This is a genomic window from Streptomyces synnematoformans, from assembly GCF_039531005.1.
In the GTDB taxonomy this organism is placed as follows: Bacteria; Actinomycetota; Actinomycetes; order Streptomycetales; family Streptomycetaceae; genus Streptomyces; species Streptomyces synnematoformans.
In genome coordinates, this window is sequence record NZ_BAAAPF010000003.1 from 86,860 (window position 1) to 106,129 (window position 19,270).

Sequence of the window (19,270 nt, forward strand, 5' to 3'; positions counted from 1 at the left end):
GAGCTGGGGCGGGAATGCGCGTCAACGGAATGACCGGATCAGCGGGAGAGGCCACCTGCCCGGCACGGCACCCTTTCCCGCCCCACCCTCTTCTTCACCCGCCCGAACCGCCGCGGTCCCGCTCGACCGCCGCGACCAGCTTCGCCGCGGCCGCGTTGCTGCGCCGCGGAATGGACAGGCTGTGCGGGTCGGACTGCGGCGGCCGGCCGCCGAGCAGCGGCCCCTGGACCTCCTCGGCCGGCGCGGAGCCGGGCAGCACGAACTGCACGTAGCCGTGGAACAGCCGGGTACCGGGCTTCAGCCGGGTGCCGGTCACGTCCTCCGCGCGGATACGGAACTCCCGCGGCTCCCCACCCACCTGCTTCTTCCTGATGGTGATCCATCCGGCCTCATACCGGATCGAGCCCTGCACGCCCTTGACATCCATCTGCCCCCCTGGGCTTCGTCGGAACGGAGGCCCCCGGTGGCAGCACGGTACCGGCCCAACCGCAAAGGCGTCGGCCACCTCCTCAGGTCGCCCATGATCCGCGCCGATCTGGTACGGCGCGCCGAACTCGTCAAGGCCGCCGGCATCGCGATCGCCCCCGTCTACGAGGGCCCCGGCAACGCCGTCCGCGGCCTGTACAAAGCCTCCTTCGAGGTGTCGTCGACAAGCCGCGGCGGCCGCAACCGGGACCGCGCCGTCGCCTACGTCCGCAACACCGCCCCCTACGCGCGGTTCGTGGAGTACGGCACCGAGCGGGTCCCCGCGCACCACGTGATGCTGCGGGCGGCGCAGGCGGCGGCCGACTGATGTCCCCGATCGACCTGTGGCCCGACGTCGAGGTCGAGCTGGTCGCACTTCTCGGCGCGGCGCTCACCGGGACGCGGCTGTGCACTGAACTGCCGGCGGACCTCCTCGACGTGCTGCCGGTGCTGCAGGTCCAGCGGGTCCCCGGAGGCGGCGACGACGGCTTCCGCCTCGACCGCGCGCTCGTCGACGCCGACGCCTACGCCGCCACCCGCGCCGGTGCCTCGCAGCTGGCCCGCACCGCCCGCGCGGTCCTCCTCGGCCTGCCCGGCACCACAACGACCGCCGCGGTCTTCGGCCGGGTCCGCACCGTCGCCGCCCCCGCCTGGCGCCCGTACGAGAACCCCGGGCTGCGCCGCATGGGCACCACCTACGAACTGCTCTTCCACCCGGCCTGACAGCCGGACGACCCCCAGGCCCGCGCCGGACCTGATCACCGAACCCCGCCGCCGCGCGGGGTTTTCCGCATGTCTGGAGGCCACCACATGGTCAGCATCACCCGCGCGGCCGACCTCACCGTCATCGGCGCCAACGGCGGGGGGTGGGTCGGCGACCTCGGCACCGCCGCGCCGACGACGCCGCTCGCGCAGCCCGCCCCGCCGTGGGAGCCCCTCGGCGCCATCAGCGACGACGGACTCGTCTACGGCTTCGACGAGGACTCCCAGCAGTTCACCCCCTGGGGCCTCACCAGCCCGTTCCGTACGACGATCACCCAGTCGATCCGCACGTTCGGGGTCACCCTGTGGGAGACGTCCCGGGTGGCGGTGCAGTCGGTGATGTACCGCATCCCCGCGGCCGACTTGCAGCCTGAGAGCGGCCTCACGTCGTACGCCGAGACCGCGTCCCCCATCCCGGACCGGCGCGCCTGGTACTTCCTCGTCATGGACGGCGACGTCGCCAAGTCCTTCTACGTGCCGCAGGGCGAGATCTCCGACCGCAGCGACGTGACGTTCAAGCAGGACGAGATGTCGGGCTACGAGATCACCGTGACCGCCTACCCCGACGAAGCCGGCAACACCGTCTACCACGTCGACTCCGTGCCGGCGACGCCGGCCTACACCGGCTCCTGACTCCCGGGCCTCGTCCCGGGACGGGTGGTGGGCCGACCTGGCGCGGGCCCGGCCCACCACCCACCCCCACCTCCCAACCACCTCCTCACCCGAGCCCGCGCACCGCACAGAAAGGCCCGCGCATGCCCACCAACCGCACTTCCCGCCAGCTCGAAGCCTCCGACGAGGCACTCCAGGAGGCCACGGCCCAGGAGGCTGAGGCCGAGCATGACCCCGACGACCCGTACGTCCTCGTGCCACTCGCCGGGCACGACGGCATCACCAAGGACGTGCGCGCCCTGCCCGCCGGGAAGTGGCGGGCGAGCGCGATGCGCGCCCTCGTCGGCGGCGACATGGACGGCTTCATGGACCTCGTCCTCCACCCCGACGACATCGACATCTATGAGGAACTCGACCCCGACATGGACGCCTTCGGGCACTTCGCGCAGAAGGCCAGCGAGGCGGGCGGCGACGACCTGGGAAAGTCCAGTGGGCGTGGTCGGTCTGGCAGGCGCACCCGACGGCGGTAGAGGCCGACCTGATCGACCGCGGCTACGGCATCGGCGAGGTGCTGCGCGGTGAGCGCACCTGGCGGTGGCTGCGCGTCCTCCTCCAGCACCTGCCGCCCGAGTCGCACACCATGACGGCGCTGCGCAACGCCGCGCCCGAGGAGGAACTCGCCGAGGCGTCTGAGGCCGCGGAGCCGGAGAAGGGCCGCTGGTCCACCGCCGAGCAGCTCCTCGCCCTCCTCGTCGACGTGCAGCGGCAGCACCTCTACGCCTTCTCCGTCGCGAACAGCGATCCGAAGAAGCGGAAGAAGGACAAGCCGCCGGAGCCGATCCCCCGCCCCGGCGTCCAGCAGCCGAAGAAGAAGACGGCGCCGATGAGCGACGCCGCCGCCGAGGTCCTCTTCAACCTGATCAACGGCCCGCCGCCGGGCTAGCCCCTCTCTGTCTCACGTCGCACGCAGGAGGGGGGCCCTGTGGCGATCACCGTCGGCAGCGTCGAAGTCGACATCGTCCCCAACACGCGGGGCATCCACGGCCGGCTCCGCTCCGCGCTGGTGCCGGCGGGAACCCGCGCCGGGAACGAGGCCGGAGACGCCGCCGGCCGCTCCTTCGGCCCGGCGATGCAGTCGCACCTCGACACGGTCGGGCAGCGCATCGGGCAGCAGATCGGCGCCCAGATCGCCGCCCGCATCACCAGTGAGGTCCGCGACTCGATCAGCGACGGCGTCACCCAGGGCGGCCGCGCCGCCGCCCCCGCCGCCGCCCGTCCGGGCAGCGAGGCCGGCGGCGCGTTCGCCCGCGCGGCCCGCGCGCGAATCCAGGCGGCGATGCGCGCCCTCCCCGACGTCGACATCGACGCCGACACCACGCCGGCGCAGGCGCAGATCCTGCGGCTGCGCGCCCAGCTCGCGCGGCTGGCCGACCAGGAGATCGGCGTCGACATCGACGCCGGCGCCGCGCTGGCGCAGATCCAGGCCATCCAGGGCCGCCTGCGGGCACTGTCCGCGTCGGATGCCGACGTGCAGGTCCGGATCGACACCGGGCAGGCGATGGGAGAACTCGCCGCCGTCAGCGCGGCGGTGTCCGCGCTCGACGGCCGCGACATCGACATCAACGTCAGCACCCGCCAGGCCGTGATTGCGGTGCTCGTCCTGACCGCCGCCCTTGGCGGCCTGGTCGCGATCCCGGCGGTGCCGGTGCTCGCCGCCGGGATCGGGTCGCTCGCCGCCGCGGCGACCGCCGCGGGTGCGGGCATCGGCGCCGCCGGCGCCGCCGCCGTCCCGGCCCTTATGGACATCGGGAACGCGCTGAAGGCGCAGAAGGCCGCGCAGGACGCCGCGGCGAACGCGACCGCCCGCGGCGGGCAGACCGCGGCGCAGGCCGCGCAGCGCACCATGCAGCTGGAGGCGGCGCAGCAGGCCCTGGCCGCGGCGCACCGCAACGCCGGCCAGCAGATCCGGCGCGCCGAGCAGGGCGTCGCCGACGCCGTCCGGCAGGCCGCCGACGCCAACCGGCGTGCCGCGCAGCAGGTACGCGACGCGAAGACCGGCCTCGCCGCGGCGGTGAAGGCGGCGGCCGACCGGCAGCAGCAGGCGGCCGAGCAGGTCGAGGACGCCGAGCAGTCCCTCGCCGACGCCCAGCGCGACGCCCGGCAGGCGCAGCGCGACCTCACCGCCGCACGGCGGGAGGCCGCCGAGGAGCTGGTCGACCTCGGCAACCGGCTCACCTCCTCGCGGCTGTCGGAGCGGGAGGCGGAGCTGAGCCTCGCCGACGCCACCGCGCGGCTGCGGCAGGTGCAGGCCGCCGGGGCGAAGGCCACCGCGCAGGAGCAGGCCCGCGCCCAGCTGGACTACGACCAGGCCGTCCAGCGGCTGAAGGAACAGCGGCTGGAGACCTCCCGGCTGGCGTCGGACAAGCGGCGCGCTGACCGGCAGGGCGTCGAGGGCTCGGATCAGGTGCGGTCCGCGCAGGAGCGGCTGGCGAACGCGCAGCGGTCCGTGCGGGACCGGCAGGAGGCGCTGGCAGACGCGCAGCGCGAGGCCGCCCGCCAGCAGGTGCGGTCCCAGCAGGACATCGCCGCCGCCCAGCAGCGCGTCGCCGAGGCCCAGCGCAACGTCACGAAGGTCCAGGAGGACGGGGCCCGGTCCGTCGCGCGGGCGCAGGACCAGCTCGTCGCGGCGCAGCAGTCGGCCGCCGAGTCCATCGCCGCGGCGCAGCGGCAGATCCGCTCGGCGCAGCTGTCGGCGGCCGGCGGCGCCGACACCGCCGCGGCCGCACAGGCCAAGTACCGGCAGGCGCTGGCGGCGATGACCCCGGCCTCCCGGGGGACCTTCAAGGCGTTCCTGAGGCTCCGGTCGGCCTTCAAGGGCTGGTCCCGCGACCTGCAGCCGGAGATCATGCCGATCTTCACCCGCGGCATCAACGGCGCCCGGCGGGCGCTGCCGGGCCTGACCCCTTTCGTCCGTGAGGCCGCGGACGCGGTCGGCGAACTCCAGGACCGCGCGTCGCGGGGGTTCCAGTCGAAGGGCTGGAAGACTTTCAAGAACGACCTGGTCGGCGGGGTGCGGCCGGCGATCGTCGGCATCGGCCGCGCGATCGGGAACATCGGCCGCGGGCTCGGCGGGATCATCGGCGCGTTCCTGCCGCACATGGACTCCATCGAGGACCGGATGGTGTCGATCACCGACCGGTTCGGCGACTGGGGCCAGGGGCTCCGCGGCAGCGACGAGTTCGAGGGGTTCCTCTCCTACTCGGCGGAGATGGCGCCCGTGCTCGCCGAGGGCCTCGGCGACATCGGCAGCGCCTTCTACGAGATCTCCAAGTCCCTGTCGCCGCTGTCGGGGCCGGCGCTGGAGATCCTCGGCGCCATGGCCCGCGGCGTCGCGTCCATCGCGGAGACCTTGCCGTGGCTTGTCCAGGGCATCTACCTGGTGATCATCGCCACGAAGGCGTGGACGCTCGCGCAGGTGGTGCTGAACGCCGCGATGACGGCGAACCCGATCACGCTGATCATCGTCGCGATCGTCGCGCTGGTGGCCGCGGTGATCTACGCGTACAAGCGCGTCGGGTGGTTCCGCACCGCGGTACAGGCCACCTGGAACGCGATCAAGGTCGCCAGCCTGTTCCTCTGGAACCGGGTCCTGATGCCGTTCTTCGACTGGGTCGGCCGGATCATGGTCTGGCTCTGGCAGAAGATCATCAAGCCGTACGTCGAATTCATGATCGACTACTGGGGGCGCATCGGGAGCGTCGTGCTGTGGCTGTGGAAGAAGATCTTCGCCACCGCCTTCGACGCCATCGGGAAGATCATCCGCTTCTGGTGGAAGAACATCGTCCTCCGCTACTTCAAGCTGGTCCGCTTCTACGTACGCAACGTCGCCGCGGTGTTCACCTGGTTCTGGCGGAGTGTCATCCGCGTCGTCTTCAAGGCGATCGGCGCGATCTTCTCCTTCTGGTGGAAGCACGTCGTCCAGCGGTACTTCGACCTGGTCAGGCGCGCTATCCGCACCCTCGCCGATGCCTTCCGCTGGCTGCACGCCAAGGTCGTCAAGCCCGTCTGGTCCCAGATCCGCGGCGCCATCCGCGCGGCCTGGCGTGACGGCATCCGCCCGGTATTCGACACGCTGAAGAAGGCTGTGGGCAGGGTGGCCGATGCGTTCCGGGAGGCGAAGGACGGCATCGGCAAAGCGTGGAACAAACTGAAGGGCCTGACGAAGAAGCCCGTTAAGTTCATCATCGACACCGTCTACAACAAGGGCATCGTCGGCCTGTGGAACGCCGCGGCGAAGGTCCTGCCGATCGACAAGCTGAAGCCGTTCAACCCGAAGGGCTTCGCGACAGGCGGCCCGGTCTTCGGCCCCGGCACCGAGACATCCGACTCGATCCTCGCCGCCCTGTCCACGGGCGAGCACGTGTGGACGGCCGAAGAGGTCCGCAGCGCCGGCGGCCACGCCGCCATCGAGGCGATGCGCGCCGCCGCACTCCGCCGCGGCCGCGGCTACGCCCGCGGCGGCCCCATCGAGCCCCGCGGCGCGCACGGCGGCCCGGTCGACTGGGTCGGCGACAAGATCGGCGACGTCGGCGGCAACCTCGTCGGCGGCGGCGTCGGACTCCTCGGCAAAGTCGCCGGCAAGGTCAAGGACCTGGCCCTCGGCGGCGTCTACACCGCCGTCAAGGCCGCAGCGAAACCGCTGCGCGCGCTCATCGACAAGATCCCCGGCGGCGGCAGCGGCTTCGGGAAGCTCGCGAAGGCCGTGCCGAACGGCATCCTCGACGCCGTCCTCGACGCCGTGAAGGGCAAGGAGGAAAGCCAGCTCGGCTCCGGCCAATGGATCAAGCCCGTCGACGCCCCGTACGGCACCCGCTTCGGTGTCCGCGGCGCCATGTGGGCCTCCGGCCGCCACACCGGCCTCGACTTCCCCGCCCCGACCGGCCGACTCGTACGCGCCGTCGACAACGGCTCCGTCGCCTACGCCCGCTCCGGCGGCCCCTACGGCAACCACATCCTCATCCAGCACGGCAAGAACCTCGCGTCGCTGTACGCGCACCTGTCGTCGATCATCGAGCGGTCCGGCCCCGTACAGCGGGGGCAGCGCATCGGCCGCGTCGGCGCCACCGGCAACGTCACCGGCCCGCACCTCCACCTCGAAGCCCGCCGCGGCGGCGTGCCCGTCGACCCGATGCCGTACCTCACCGGCGGCACCGGCGGCTTCAACGCCCGCGCCGTCGGCCGCAACCAGCAGATCGCCAAGACCATGCTCGGCCGCTACGGCTGGGCGGCCACCCAGTTCGGGCCGCTGAAGAAGCTGTGGCAGCACGAGTCCGGCTGGAACCACCTCGCCCGCAACCCCAGCTCAGGCGCCTACGGCATCCCGCAGAGCCTCCCCGCGAGCAAGATGGCGTCGGCCGGCTCCGACTGGCGCACCAACCCTGCCACGCAGATCAAGTGGGGCCTGGGCTACATCAAGGGCCGCTACGGCTCCCCGGCGTCCGCCTGGTCGTTCTGGCAGCGGCAGTCCCCGCACTGGTACGACCAGGGCGGCTGGCTCCCCCCGGGCGGCATCGGCCTCAACGGGCTCCGCGAGCCCGAAGCCGTCCTCACCCCGGCCCAGTTCCGGGCCATGGAGGGCGCCGCCACCGCCGGCGTCACCGGCGCCCGCGGCGGCAGCACCTCGATCACGTACGAGATCAACGCCCGCACCGCCGACTTCACCGTGGCCGACCTCGACCGCGTCCAGCGCCAGCAGTACGCCCGGATGCGCGCCGGCCGCCCGCACTGACCGGCCGCCCACCGGCCCGCCCTTCCTTCCACCACCCACGTGACCCGGGGAGGGCAGCTTGCCGATCATCACGAGCCTCGTCACCGAACCGCCGCCCACCGATCCGCCGCCGGCACAGGCCCCGCCGCCGGCACTTCCGCCGAACCCCGGCCGCCCCCAGGCCACCTACACCGACCCCGCCGGCGGCGTCTGGCCGCTCACCGACCCGTGGCACGGCTGGTTCACCCTCGCCGACGGCGTCTCCGGTATCGACGCCGCACCGTACGAACTCACCCTCGACCCCTACCCGCGCGGCGGCGGCCGGCTCCGCCATGCCCAGCCGCAGGTCCGCGACATCGTCTGGCCCTTGCACGTGTACGGCGCCGACCACGGCCAGTTCATCGACCGCTGGCGGCAGCTGGGACGCGCCTTCACCCGCACCCTGCGCGACGGCCCCGGCATCCTGGAGATCGCCCGCCCGGACGGCACCCGCCGCCGGATCGGCGTGCGCTACCGGGAAGGGTTCACCGGCTCGGGCGAGCAGGGCCACTACCGCATCGACGACACCGCCGTGATCACCCTGGCCTGCGAGGACCCCTACTGGTATGACCCGGTGCCGCAGGTCGTGCACCGCGAGCACAGCGTGGGCGTGCCGTTCCTCGACCCCTTCCCCACGGTGTCCTCCGGGCAGGTCCTCGGCGCCACCACCGTCTTCAACCCGGGCGACATCACGGTGTGGCCCACGTGGGTGATCAGCGGGCCAGCGTCGCTGGTGGAGTTCATGAACGACGACACCGGCGAGTCGTTCACCCTCGATCCGGACGCGGCCGGCATCGCGCACGGGCCGCTGCTGGCAGGGCAGCAGGTGACCGTCCGCACTGACCCCCCGCAGGTCCGCTACCAGGACGGCTCCAACTGGACCGCCGCCCTGGACTGGCCGGACGCCGTGCTGTGGGGCCTGGAGCCCGGCGCCAACCAGATCAGCTTCCAGCTGAGCGGCAGCGGCCCCGGCTCCGCCGTCGACCTGTCGTTCTTCCCGAGATACGAGGTCGCCTGACCTGCCGCAGGCCGCGCTGTGCCGAACCCTGCGGTGCCCGGACGAGCCCCGCCCGGACGAGCCGAGGTTCGCCGCGTCACCTTCGACCTTGCGGGAGGGCCGTGGCGATCACCCTGTTGGTTACCGACAAGTCGCTGAGCCTCCTCGGCGATCCCCTGGACGGCTGGACGGAGCTGTCGGCCGAACTGCTGTGGAACGAGCCCGGTGCCGGCGCGCTGACGGTGCCGGCCCATTCGGAGACCGCCGCGCTGCTCCAGCCCGGCCGCCGCCTGGTCGTGATCCGCGACGAGGACATCTGGATGGCCGGCCCCATCGAGGAGCCGCAAAACTATGAGTGGTCCGTCGATGGCGAACCATCGCCCGGGCTGCTCAAAGTCACCTTCACCGACGACCTGGCGCGCATCGCCGGCTTCGTCACCTACCCGGACCCGGCCCTCGCGTTCGGTTCCCAGGTCACGACGGCGGACGTCAACCGGGTCATCCCCAGCTCGGGCACGCAGAACGCCGAGCTGATCATCCGGCAGCTGGTCGACGAGAACTGCGGACCGGGCGCCATCAGCACGCGGCGTATCGAGCAGCTGGTCCTCGACACCGTCGCCGGTGTCGGCACCGCAACAGCAATCACCACGCGCCTCGAACCCGTTCTTGATGCCTGCCGCACCGTCGCCGCGGGCGGCGGCGGCCTCGGTTTCCGCACCCGCCAGGTCGGGTCGGAGATCCGCTTCGGGGTGTACGCGCCCGTCGACCGCACGGCGACCGCCCGCTTCTCCCGCGACATCGGCAACCTGCGCAGCGTCTCCTTCACGCTCGGCGCGCCGCTGGCCACCTCGGAGCTGGTGCAGGGCGGCGACACCGGCGACCGCGCGTACGTAGAGGTCACCTCCGGGGCGCAGGCCGACTGGTGGCGGGTGGAGAAGCTCGTCGACCAGTCCGGCACCACCGACACCAACGGCGAACTCACGCAGGCCGGAAACCTCGAACTCGGCAACGACAACCCCACCGCGGCCCTGTCCACGGTGTGCGTCGACACCGACGACCTGAAGGCCGGCCGGGATTACGGCCTGGGCGACCGGGTGTCCGTCGTGCCCTACTCCGGCATGGAGATCGCGGACGTCGTCCGCTCGATGCGCCTTGAGGCCACGCCGGACGGCGGCGAGCTGGTGACCACGACCGTCGGCAACGACGACTCCACGACCGAGGCGCAGCTCGTGCGCCAGATCAGAGACCTCGCCCGCCGCCTGGGGCGCCTGGAAACACGGAGGTGATGGGGTGGCGCAGAACTCGTGGCCGAACTCCAGCTACAACAGCGGGGCCGTAACCGAGGCAGAGTACGAGCGCACCGCCAGCCGGTTGTCCGACGACGGCATCGACGGCAGCCCCGTACAGGCCGCGGTGGTCACCGCCGGCACGGGCCTGCAGGTCCTGGTCGCCGCCGACCGGTACGCCATCGTCCGCGGCTTCGCCTGGTCGTCCGGGTCGACGGCGGTGCCGCTGACGATCTCGGCGAACGCGAGCGGGCAGCACCGCACGGACTGGGTCTGCCTGCGCTTGGACCGCGCGGACTGGACCGTCCGCGCCGTCGTCAAGGAGGGCACCCCGGGCAGCGGTTCGCCATCGCTGATCCGAAATAACGCCACGACCGGGGTGTGGGAGATCCCCCTCGCGCTGGTATCAGTGCCCAACGGTGCCGGCAGCGTCACGGTCACCCGCTACGAGCAGTTCATCGGCGGCCGCGTCAGCCCCTGCACCTCCAGTACCCGCCCGATCCTGCCGCGCCGCGGCGATCAGATCCATGAGACGGACACGGGCCGCTGGCTGGGCTGGGACGGCTCCGCATGGCGCGTGCTTTACGACGATTCCGGCGTCGTTGTCGTCGACGGGAGCGCGACCCCGTGGAGCATCAACGTCGCCACCGTGCTGGAACGACGCACGGGCGTCGTGTGTCTACGGCTCGGCGCGTTCGAGCGGACGGGCGGCAACCTCGGCGGGGGGACGGACTCGCGGCTGCCGGTGGCGATCCCGTCAACGTACCGGCATCCCAACCGCGACATGCACGGGATCGTCTACGGCGCCACCGGCGCCGGCAGGGTGACCGTTTACGCCGCGAACAACACCAACGGCCGGGCCGGCGAGATCTGGCTGACCAACCACTCCGGGGTGCCCTCGGGGACATCGGTCACCGGCTCCACGATCTCCTGGGTGGTGGGCTGAGTGGCCCGGCACCTCTTCGGCGGCGTCGCCGACTACGTCATCACCGCCGGAGACGACAACGTCGCCACACTGCAGCCCGGCGCATCGGTCACCTGCTGGAACGCCATCAGCGGCGGCAGCCAGCACACGGACCTGCTGACCGCGGGTGACAGCACGCCCATCGAGGGCGGCATCCTCACCGCCGATGTCGTCGGCGCGGTGCCCGAGTTCCTCGGGCCCGACACCGTCGCGGAGCTGTACTTCGACGCCAACGGCGGGTCCGGCCCGCGCCGCCGGGCGGTGGCGACAGACCTCGGCAGCGACATATCCGGGACGCGCACAGACCTCGACACCCACACCGGGGCAGCCAACCCGCATGGCACGCAGCTGTTCGACCTCGACGACATCTACGACCCGAGCATCGCGAACCTGATCGCTACCACGCCGTTCGCGATCGCGCACAGGGGCTCCGGCGGGGAATTCGCCGAGCACACCCTCGCCGCCTACAAGTCGGTGCTCGCAGCGGGCGCGAAGGCTATCGAGGTGTCGGTGCGTCTGACCGCGGACGGCGTCCCGGTGTGCTTCCACGACACCACGCTCGACCGGATGACGGACCACACCGGGCCGATCAGCGACTGGACGTACGCGGCGCTGCGCGAGCAGGTCCGCGTCACCCCGCAGGGCCTCCTCGGCGCCGGCTGGGCCAACCAGCCCATCCCCACCCTTGCCGAGGTCCTCGACGCCCTCTACGGCAGGGCCGTGATCTTCCTCGAAGCGAAGAGCAACGAGGCGATCGTGCCGCTGCGCGACCTGATGCTCGACCGCTACCCGGGCTACGCCCGCAGCGTCGTGTGGAAGGCCCACTACGGGCAGGGGGGTTTGGCTACCAGGGCGGCGGAGGGCTGGACGGTGTGGGCGTACATGGACGCCGGCACCACGGACGCCCAGCTCGACGCGGTCGACGCCAGCGTCGACATGTGGGGCGTGCCGTACGGCATGACGGACGAGCGGATCAGTGAGGTGATCGCCCGCGGCAAGCCCGTCATCTGCTGGGAGGTCCACCGACACGCCGAGATCACCCGGCTGACGGGTCTCGGCGTCACCGGGCTGATGGAGGCCCAGTGGGTGTACCTCAACCAGGACCTCACCCTGGCAAAAGACCTGTTTGACGCCCGGGTCAGCCAGCCCGGCACCCTCGGCATTGCCAACTACAGCGAGGACTACGCCCCGAAGTACGACGGCGCCGGCGGCATGTACCTCGACAAGGTGCCCAACGACTCGATCCTGATGGGCGGGCACCGGACACCGGCAGCTGACGGCTACGTCATCGGCTTCTCCATGAAGTGGGACGTGCTGCCTGCGAGCAACCAGCACTCCGGGGCCGCGTTCGGGAAGCTCTCGGACGACAAGTACCAGTTCAGCATGGAGAACGCCTCCGGCGGCTATCACGCGCTGGTCCGCGGCAACGGCGACATCCAGATCTACACGCACACCGCCGGGGTGACCTCCGGCACGCAACTGGGCACCCTGGCCACCGCCGCCCCCGTCGCCGGCGTCTACATGACGTTCGAGATCGAGGTCACCGCCAGCCAGGTGATCTTCCGTCGCACCGACGTCGGGCCGTACGAGCTGGCCGTGAGCAACGTCGCCTACCGCGGCCGGTACTGGCACTTCACCGTTGGCTCGGTCAACACCCTCGCCAGCAAGCCGACGTGGTCGAACATCTCCGTTACCTGATCCTCGGCCGTCCCCTCTCCACGCCCCTCCAGCGGGGCGTTTTTCGTGCCCGAAAGGCAGGCCCGCCCATGGACCCGCTCACCCGCATCCGCATCGGCCTGGCGTACGTAAGGGACCACTACCGGCTCCGGCCGCCGTCGGCCGCGGCCCCGCCGCCCCGCGCGTACGACCGCGGCGGCCAGCTGCCGCCGGCCAGGCACGTGGTGGACATGGACACCGCGTGCATCACCCGCGAGGACATCGAGCAGGCGATACGCCTCCAGAGGGCGCGCAGCGTGGGGAGGCTGTGATGGCCCGCACCGGCCCTCAGTACTACCCGCCGGCGAGCAGGGCGTACTGGTACGAGGACAACTACGGCGGCGACGCCATGGAGATCAACTGCGTCTGCTGGCACTCCACCGAAGGGATGTCGCTGCCGTCGTACGGCGGCGGTTCGAGCGCCCCGAACCTCACCGTAAAGCCGGACTTCGCGGCGAAGAAGATGCGCTGGTACCAGCACTTCCGCATCGACACCTCCAGCCGCGCGCTGCGGAACCTCGGCGGCGGCGTGGAGACCAACACGGCGAACGTCGTGCAGATCGAGGTCGTCGGCACCTGCGACTCCCGCCATGCCAGCAGCTGGCGGCTCGGGTCGCGTACGTACCGGGCGGGCCGCGACTACCTGTACATGGGCGACCTGCCTGCCTGGGCGGTCCGCGACCTCGCCGACTTCGCCCGGTGGCTTCACCGGGAGCACCGCGTGCCGCTGACCAGCGGCGTGACGTTCAAGCCGTACCCCGCGTCGTACGGCGCCAACGGCGTGCGCATGAGCCACGCCAAGTGGCGCCGCTTCTACGGGCACTGCGGGCACATGCACGTTCCCGAAAATCTCCATGGCGACCCGGGAGCGTTCCCTATGGCGCCCATCCTCGCCCGCGCCGCGGGCAGCACACCCCAGGAGGACGACGTGCCCGAAATCGTGGGCCGCACCGACGACGGTAAGAAGACGCGCACGCCGGGCGAGTGGCGGACCCTGTCCATCGACGGCCCCACGTTGGTCCCCAAGGGCTCGCAGGCGTACAGCGTGCGGGTGAGCGTCGCCCTGGAGGCCCCCGTCGACGGCACCCTTCAGGGCCGGTACGTGCACGAGCGGCCGGACGGGTCCCGCTGGAAGGACAGCATCACGGAGCGGCTCACCACGGCCGGCAGCACCTTCGCCGACTTCTTCGGCGTGGGCGGCCTGCACGACGACGAGACCGTCACCTTCGAGCTGTGCTACTACCCGGCGGACTCGTCCGACACGGAGCCTGCCCGGATCAAGAGGAGCCGCGTCCGCGGCCTGTACTGGAAGGCGTGAGGACCCTGATCCTCAACCTCACGCCGCACCCCATCCGCCTCTACGCGGCCGAGCGGCAGGATGGGCTCGACGACTTCGACGCCCATCTGCACACCGTCATCGAGCCCGAGGCCACCCCCGCGCGGCTCGCCACGGTCGAGCTGGGCACCCAGCACGACGGCACCGAGCTGGTCGAGTTCGGCCACCGCGCGGACATGCCGCCCAGGCGGGACGGGGTCCGCTACGTCGTCTCGCTGCCCGTCGCCCTGGCCCTCGTGCCGCACGGCCGCGACGACATCCTCGTCCCGTACCGCGAGGTTCGCAACGCGGCCGGCACCGTCATCGGCTGCAGGCAGCTCGCGCAGCCCGTCTGAGCCCTTGAGCCCTTTCACACAGATCGGAGACGTCATGTCCAACGTCAGCAGCATCGCACGCACCGCAGGCACTTACGCCCGCGACCTGTTCGAACGCGTCCTCGCCACGTTCGTCGTCACCGCCGCGGGCCTCCTCGTCGCCGCCGGCCCCGCCGACATGCTGTCCGCCTCCTTCTGGGAGGGCGTCGGAGCCGCGGGGCTCGCCGCCGCAGGGTCGCTGGTGAAGGGCATCGCCTCCCGCGTCGTCGGCGACCGGAACAGCGCGTCGGCCGCGCCCGGCGTCTGACCTGGGAGCGCTGAGTGCCGGATGAGCCGACGCTCGGTGAGATCGCCCGCCGGTTCGAAGACCGGCTCGGCGACGTCCGCGACGACATCCAGCAGCTCGGCCGCCGCCTCGACGAGAAAGTGGATCAGCAGATCTATGACCTGCGGCACGAGACGCTGATGGCCCGGGTCACCGCGCTGGAGGCGCTCCGCGAGAAGGACGCCGAGAAGCTGGTCGCCACCCGCCGGTGGCTCATCGGCGCCGTCATCATCCCCCTCATCGGCGTTCTGCTCCCGGTCCTGATCATGCTCACCCAGGGGGGCGGCACGTGACGCGCGCGCAGCTGCGGGACGACGACCGCCGGTGGCGGCGCGGCGACCTCATCGCCGTCGGTGTCGCCGTCGCCCTCGGGGCGGTCGTCGCGTGGATCGTCTGGGCCATCCAGGACATGCAGCACGACCTGCGCACCGCCACCGAAGCCCGCGACGCGCTCGCGGGCCAGGTCGAACGCCTCGGGGGTGAGCCGGTCGCCGGCCCGCCCGGCAGCCGCGGCGAGCCGGGGGAGTCCGTCACCGGCCCCCGCGGCCCCAAGGGCGAGCCCGGCGCGGACGGCCGTGACGCCCCCTCCGCGAGCCCCGGCCCGCGGGGGCCGCGCGGGGAAGCCGGCGCGGACGGCGCGGACTCGAACGTTCCCGGCCCCTCCGGCAGCCCCGGCGCACCCGGCGCCGACTCCACCGTGCCCGGGCCGCCCGGCCCGTCCGGTCCACCGGGCCCGGCCGGAGCGGACGGCAAGGACGGCACCGACGGCCAGGACGGCGCCCGTGGAGCAACAGGCCCCGCGGGACCGCCAGGCCCCACCTGCCCGGACGGCTACACCCTCCAGGCACCCGCGTGGGACCCGGATGCCCTGGTGTGCCGGCGTACCGAGACGCCTCCGCCTTCGGACGACCCTGACGCGCCGGCCGCCCTGTCCATGGGGCTCGACCCGCACCGCCGCCAGTACCTGTGATGGCCCGCATGCTTGGTGTGTGCCGCCACGCCTGGTGCCCGTACTGCCGGGCGCTGGCCGGAGCGGACTGCCCGTCGACCGCGCGGGAGAAGGGCGCGGCCCGGGCCGAGGAGAAACGCGCCTGGCGCGCGTCTGCGATGCTAGAGGCTGCCCTTCGTAGCTCAGGCGGTCGGGCAACGGCCCATGGAGCCGACCCGAGAAGAGCACCGAGCCGGCCTTAGCGTAAACGGTTGTCGCGGGTTCGAATCCCGCCGAAGGGCACAACGAGAAGCCCCGGCCGCCTTCGGGCGGCCGGGGCGTTCCGCGTTGCTGAGGGACCGAGACTGCACGCGAAGACCGGCAGTTGGCAACCGGAGCGCGCCCCGCCGCGGCCATCTCACGGGTGCAGAAAAATTCGAACGCCCTTCCGGGCTGAGCCTGTTACTGTGTAGCTGTCCAGGTGCGCAGGAGACGGTTACTTCGCCTCGAAAGCGGGAGGTCCCGGGTTCGAATCCCGGTCGCCGGGTACCCCGGCGGTAGCTCAGCGGCTAGAGCACCTAACGTGCCCGTCACCGACCTTGATCTCTGGACTCACAACTCCACATACTTCTGCACCTCCCGGTGCGAAGGCCCCGGTTACTTCTTGGCAATGAAACGAACCGGTGCCGCTACTGATCTCGGGAGGCTACGCATCGGGGCGCCCGGTGCGACGCAGACGGGTACTTCAACGAAGTTCGGGTTCGAATCCCGCCGGGACTCACCACTGGTGCGGCCCCGGCAGCCTCACTGGCAGGAGGCACCCCGCCTGCACTCCGATCTCGGGCGCCCCAACGCAACGCCTCCCCCTCCACCCAGAGGGGGTTTTCTCATGTCCCGCTTCAACACCCGCACGGCACGCCCCAACGCGACTTCCCCGGTCACCACCACGGGGGAGCGGACCGTCACCTTCGAGGGCGCCACCGGCCACGTGCGCGACGCGAAGAGCGAGCTGTTCCTGCTCGCCGTGGCGAACATGGTCGGAACCGACACCTTCTACGAGAAGGCCGGCGACCGCGACGACCGCTACGAGCAGCTCGTGCGGCAGCTCGCCGTCGACGACCCGCAGTGGACCGCGGGCCTCCTCGGCTGGCTGCGCACCGAGGGCAACCTGCGCACCGCGGCGCTCGTCGGCGCTGCGGAGTTCGTCAAGGCGCGCCTCGCCGCCGTCGCGCGCGGCGACCTGGCGCCGGACGCCCAGGCCGCGTCCCGCCTCGGGGGCGGCTTCAACCGCACGGTGATCTCCAGCGTGCTGCGGCGCGCGGACGAGCCCGGGGAGCTGCTCGCGTACTGGACGTCCCGCTACGGCCGGGCGATCCCGAAGCCCGTCAAGCGCGGCATCGAGGACGCGATCGGCCGTCTGTACACCGAGCGGGCGCTGCTGAAGTACGACACGGCCGGGTACGGGTTCCGCTTCGGCGACGTCGTCGAGCTGGTGCACCCCGCGCCGGCCAAGGTGTGGCAGGGCGACCTGTTCCGGCACGCCATCGACCGGCGCCACGGCCGGGATGCGGCGATCCCGGAGTCGCTGCAGACCCTGCACGCCCGCGCGCACCTGGCGGCGATGCCGGTCGCCGAGCGGCGCAAGCTGCTGACCGGGGCGGCCGCGCAGTCGGCACTCCGCGACGCCGCGATGACGTGGGAGGCGCTGGCCGGGTGGCTGCAGGGCCCGATGGACGCTACGGCGTGGGAGGCCGTGATCCCGTCGATGGGCTACATGGCGCTGCTGCGGAATCTGCGGAACTTCGACGAGGCCGGAGTCTCGGACGAGACGGCGGCGGCCGTCGCCGCGCGCCTCTCGGACCCCGAGGAGGTGGTGCGTTCGCGCCAGTTCCCCTTCCGGTTCCTGGCGGCGTACAAGCACGTCCCGTCGCTGCGGTGGGGTCACCCGCTGGAGAAGGCGCTCGGATCCTCGCTGGTGAACGTGCCTGCCCTGCGGGGCCGGACCCTGGTGCTCGTCGACCGGTCCGGGTCGATGTTCGGCGGCATCTCGGAGCGGACCCAGCTCAACCGCGCCGACTCCGCCGCGATCTTCGGCACCGCCGTCGCGCTCGCCGCCGAGGAGGCCGACCTGGTCGAGTTCGGCACCGGCAGCCGGCCGGTGCCGCTTCGCCGCGGTGAGTCGATGCTCCGCGTGCTGGCGAAGTTCGGCGAGATGGGCGGGACGAACACCGCGGACGCGGTGCGCCAGCACTTCCGCGGCCATGACCGGGTGCTCATCGTCACCGACGAGCAGGCGCACTACAGCTACTACGGGGACCCGACCGAGCAGGTCCCGGCCACCGTGCCTGTGTACACGTGGAACCTCGCCGGGTACCGTGCCGGGCACGGGCCGTCGGGGCAGCAGAACCGGCACACCTTCGGCGGGCTGACCGACGCCGCGTTCCGGATGGCGCCGCTGCTGGAGGCCGGGCGCACCGCTGCGTGGCCCTGGAAGAGCTGACCGTAGGCCGCTGAGCCCCTGCCGCCTCAGGGCGGCGGGGGCTCTCGTGCTCTGTACGCGCGCCGGGCGAATGTCCAATGCGCCCTGGAAACCGCGGCGCTGTCGGTAACGCCCGCTACCATCTTCGTCAACCGGATCGCAGTTCGACCCGGGCCCACACGCATGTAAGCCCCCGCGCGGGTCACATCCGCCGGGGGCCGGCACCAGGAGGTAAGGACTCCATGGCACACAACAACCCTATCCAGCCCGGATTGAATGGCAACAGCGGGGGCACGCCTTTCGACCGGATCAAGCGAATGGGCGACGACGGAGAGTGGTGGTCCGCCCGCGACCTCATGCCGCTGCTCGGCTACCTGAAGTGGGAGCGCTTCGCCGACTCCATCGAGCGCGCCAAGGTGGCCATCACCAACAGCGGACAGACGGCCGAGCTGCACGTTTCCCGGCTCCGGGAACCCGTTCCCACCAGCGGGAACGCGCCTCCCGGTGAGCGGATGAACTACAAGCTGTCTCGGTACGGGGCCTACATGGTCGCCATGAACGGCGATCCGCGGAAAGCGGAGGTTGCCGCTGCGCAGACCTACTTCGCCGTCCAGACCCGTCGGGCCGAGACTGCGCTCCCCGACAGCCCGCCCGACGAACTGGAACTCGCGGAACACGCCGTGCGCCTCATCAGGGAGAAGCGTGCGCTCGCCGCCCGGAACGCCGAGCTGGAGGCCGTCAACAAGGAGCTGGAGCCGAAGGCCGGGAAGTGGGAACAATTCCTCGACGCCGAGGGCCTGATCGGCATGAGGGACACCGCAGACCTGTTCAAGGTCGACGTGCGGACGCTCACCGGCTGGCTCGTTGAGATCGGCATCTTCCGCAAGATGACCTCCCGGTCCGGAGGCCGCAGGAACCTGCCCCGTAGGGCGTACCAGAACTCTGGGCACTTTGAGGTGAAGGCCGAGGCCCACAACGGATGGAACTGCTCGGTCGCCTACGTGACCGCCCAGGGCCTCGACCTGATCGCCGATCTGTGGGAGAAGCGCGAGTCGGCGGCCTGACACCCCTTGAGAACCCCGCCGCCCGTGCAGGGCGGCGGGGTTCTCGTGTGCCCTCGTCGGGTGACTCTGATGGTCGCGGTGCTGGGCCATCGACTCACCAGAGGACTTCGAGGAAGCCCTTGCGCTCCAGTGCAACCAGCCGCGTGGTGCGAGTGTCACACAAGCGCGACGAACATGGAGGAACGCCCTGTGCAAAGACCTTGGGTACGCCGGAAG

General features: G+C 71.7%; 19 protein-coding genes and 2 tRNA genes. 20 read left to right on the forward strand and 1 reads right to left on the reverse strand.

Annotated features, from left to right (window positions below; translation table 11 throughout):
- Positions 1 to 94: 94 nt before the first annotated feature.
- Positions 95 to 427: a DUF4429 domain-containing protein gene (locus ABD317_RS02010; RefSeq protein WP_344287172.1), complete on the reverse strand. Its 333-nt coding sequence runs from the start codon at positions 425 to 427 to the stop codon at positions 95 to 97.
- A 36-nt stretch (positions 428 to 463) separates the two neighbouring features.
- Here ABD317_RS02010 and ABD317_RS02015 point away from each other — a divergent pair, with 36 nt between their 5' ends.
- From ABD317_RS02015 to ABD317_RS02110, 20 genes are all read left to right on the forward strand, one after another.
- A complete protein-coding gene (locus tag ABD317_RS02015; RefSeq protein WP_344287174.1) occupies positions 464 to 793 on the forward strand; it encodes an HK97-gp10 family putative phage morphogenesis protein in 330 nt (109 codons plus the stop codon).
- Positions 793 to 1,188 (forward strand): phage tail termination protein, encoded by a 396-nt coding sequence (locus ABD317_RS02020; RefSeq protein ID WP_344287176.1) that lies wholly within the window; start codon positions 793 to 795, stop codon positions 1,186 to 1,188. The genes ABD317_RS02015 and ABD317_RS02020 overlap by 1 nt, the downstream gene beginning before the upstream one ends.
- An 87-nt stretch (positions 1,189 to 1,275) precedes the next feature.
- Positions 1,276 to 1,860, forward strand: a complete 585-nt coding sequence (locus tag ABD317_RS02025) for a phage tail tube protein (RefSeq protein ID WP_344287178.1) — start codon at positions 1,276 to 1,278, stop codon at positions 1,858 to 1,860.
- A gap of 122 nt (positions 1,861 to 1,982) precedes the next feature.
- Positions 1,983 to 2,369 carry a hypothetical protein gene (locus tag ABD317_RS02030; RefSeq protein ID WP_344287180.1) on the forward strand — a complete coding sequence of 129 codons (387 nt, stop codon included), beginning with the start codon at positions 1,983 to 1,985 and terminating at the stop codon, positions 2,367 to 2,369.
- A gap of 38 nt (positions 2,370 to 2,407) precedes the next feature.
- Positions 2,408 to 2,782, forward strand: a complete 375-nt coding sequence (locus tag ABD317_RS02035; protein WP_344287182.1) for a hypothetical protein — start codon at positions 2,408 to 2,410, stop codon at positions 2,780 to 2,782.
- A 39-nt stretch (positions 2,783 to 2,821) separates the two neighbouring features.
- Positions 2,822 to 7,627, forward strand: coding sequence for an aggregation-promoting factor C-terminal-like domain-containing protein (locus ABD317_RS02040; RefSeq protein ID WP_344287184.1), 4,806 nt, complete (start codon positions 2,822 to 2,824; stop codon positions 7,625 to 7,627).
- Positions 7,628 to 7,685: 58 nt separating this feature from the next.
- Entirely contained in the window at positions 7,686 to 8,663 is a 978-nt protein-coding gene (locus ABD317_RS02045; RefSeq protein WP_344287186.1) for a phage tail family protein, read from the forward strand.
- A 101-nt stretch (positions 8,664 to 8,764) separates the two neighbouring features.
- Positions 8,765 to 9,928: a siphovirus ReqiPepy6 Gp37-like family protein gene (locus ABD317_RS02050; protein ID WP_344287188.1), complete on the forward strand. Its 1,164-nt coding sequence runs from the start codon at positions 8,765 to 8,767 to the stop codon at positions 9,926 to 9,928.
- 4 nt (positions 9,929 to 9,932) lie between these two features.
- Positions 9,933 to 10,874 carry a hypothetical protein gene (locus ABD317_RS02055; RefSeq protein WP_344287190.1) on the forward strand — a complete coding sequence of 314 codons (942 nt, stop codon included), beginning with the start codon at positions 9,933 to 9,935 and terminating at the stop codon, positions 10,872 to 10,874.
- On the forward strand, positions 10,875 to 12,590 hold the full coding sequence (locus ABD317_RS02060; RefSeq protein ID WP_344287192.1) for a glycerophosphodiester phosphodiesterase: 1,716 nt from the start codon (positions 10,875 to 10,877) through the stop codon (positions 12,588 to 12,590).
- A 68-nt stretch (positions 12,591 to 12,658) separates the two neighbouring features.
- Entirely contained in the window at positions 12,659 to 12,880 is a 222-nt protein-coding gene (locus ABD317_RS02065; protein WP_344287194.1) for a hypothetical protein, read from the forward strand.
- The gene (locus ABD317_RS02070; protein WP_344287196.1) at positions 12,880 to 13,926 is read left to right on the forward strand and encodes a hypothetical protein; all 1,047 of its coding nucleotides are present in this window, start codon (positions 12,880 to 12,882) and stop codon (positions 13,924 to 13,926) included. The genes ABD317_RS02065 and ABD317_RS02070 overlap by 1 nt, the downstream gene beginning before the upstream one ends.
- Positions 13,923 to 14,279: a hypothetical protein gene (locus tag ABD317_RS02075; protein WP_344287198.1), complete on the forward strand. Its 357-nt coding sequence runs from the start codon at positions 13,923 to 13,925 to the stop codon at positions 14,277 to 14,279. The genes ABD317_RS02070 and ABD317_RS02075 overlap by 4 nt, the downstream gene beginning before the upstream one ends.
- A gap of 34 nt (positions 14,280 to 14,313) precedes the next feature.
- Positions 14,314 to 14,565 carry a hypothetical protein gene (locus ABD317_RS02080; RefSeq protein WP_344287200.1) on the forward strand — a complete coding sequence of 84 codons (252 nt, stop codon included), beginning with the start codon at positions 14,314 to 14,316 and terminating at the stop codon, positions 14,563 to 14,565.
- A 14-nt stretch (positions 14,566 to 14,579) separates the two neighbouring features.
- Positions 14,580 to 14,876, forward strand: coding sequence for a hypothetical protein (locus tag ABD317_RS02085; protein WP_344287202.1), 297 nt, complete (start codon positions 14,580 to 14,582; stop codon positions 14,874 to 14,876).
- Entirely contained in the window at positions 14,873 to 15,553 is a 681-nt protein-coding gene (locus ABD317_RS02090) for a collagen-like domain-containing protein (RefSeq protein WP_344287204.1), read from the forward strand. The genes ABD317_RS02085 and ABD317_RS02090 overlap by 4 nt, the downstream gene beginning before the upstream one ends.
- 149 nt (positions 15,554 to 15,702) lie before the next feature.
- Positions 15,703 to 15,814: transfer RNA gene (locus ABD317_RS02095), tRNA-His, on the forward strand.
- A 174-nt stretch (positions 15,815 to 15,988) separates the two neighbouring features.
- A tRNA-Ser gene (locus ABD317_RS02100) sits at positions 15,989 to 16,059 on the forward strand.
- A gap of 341 nt (positions 16,060 to 16,400) precedes the next feature.
- Entirely contained in the window at positions 16,401 to 18,011 is a 1,611-nt protein-coding gene (locus ABD317_RS02105; protein ID WP_344287206.1) for a TROVE domain-containing protein, read from the forward strand.
- 221 nt (positions 18,012 to 18,232) lie between these two features.
- Positions 18,233 to 19,054: a phage antirepressor KilAC domain-containing protein gene (locus tag ABD317_RS02110; RefSeq protein WP_344287208.1), complete on the forward strand. Its 822-nt coding sequence runs from the start codon at positions 18,233 to 18,235 to the stop codon at positions 19,052 to 19,054.
- Positions 19,055 to 19,270: the final 216 nt, after the last annotated feature.

What these genes read in the sequence shown, in the direction of transcription:
- ABD317_RS02010 (WP_344287172.1), bottom strand. Translation starts at nt 427, where the DNA reads ATGGATGTCAAGGGCGTGCAGGGCTCGATCCGGTATGAGGCCGGATGG.
- ABD317_RS02025 (WP_344287178.1), top strand. Translation starts at nt 1,276, where the DNA reads ATGGTCAGCATCACCCGCGCGGCCGACCTCACCGTCATCGGCGCCAAC.
- ABD317_RS02030 (WP_344287180.1), top strand. Translation starts at nt 1,983, where the DNA reads ATGCCCACCAACCGCACTTCCCGCCAGCTCGAAGCCTCCGACGAGGCA.
- ABD317_RS02065 (WP_344287194.1), top strand. Translation starts at nt 12,659, where the DNA reads ATGGACCCGCTCACCCGCATCCGCATCGGCCTGGCGTACGTAAGGGAC.
- ABD317_RS02070 (WP_344287196.1), top strand. Translation starts at nt 12,880, where the DNA reads ATGGCCCGCACCGGCCCTCAGTACTACCCGCCGGCGAGCAGGGCGTAC.
- ABD317_RS02110 (WP_344287208.1), top strand. Translation starts at nt 18,233, where the DNA reads ATGGCACACAACAACCCTATCCAGCCCGGATTGAATGGCAACAGCGGG.
- ABD317_RS02020 (WP_344287176.1), top strand. Translation starts at nt 793, where the DNA reads ATGTCCCCGATCGACCTGTGGCCCGACGTCGAGGTCGAGCTGGTCGCA.
- ABD317_RS02105 (WP_344287206.1), top strand. Translation starts at nt 16,401, where the DNA reads ATGTCCCGCTTCAACACCCGCACGGCACGCCCCAACGCGACTTCCCCG.
- ABD317_RS02080 (WP_344287200.1), top strand. Translation starts at nt 14,314, where the DNA reads ATGTCCAACGTCAGCAGCATCGCACGCACCGCAGGCACTTACGCCCGC.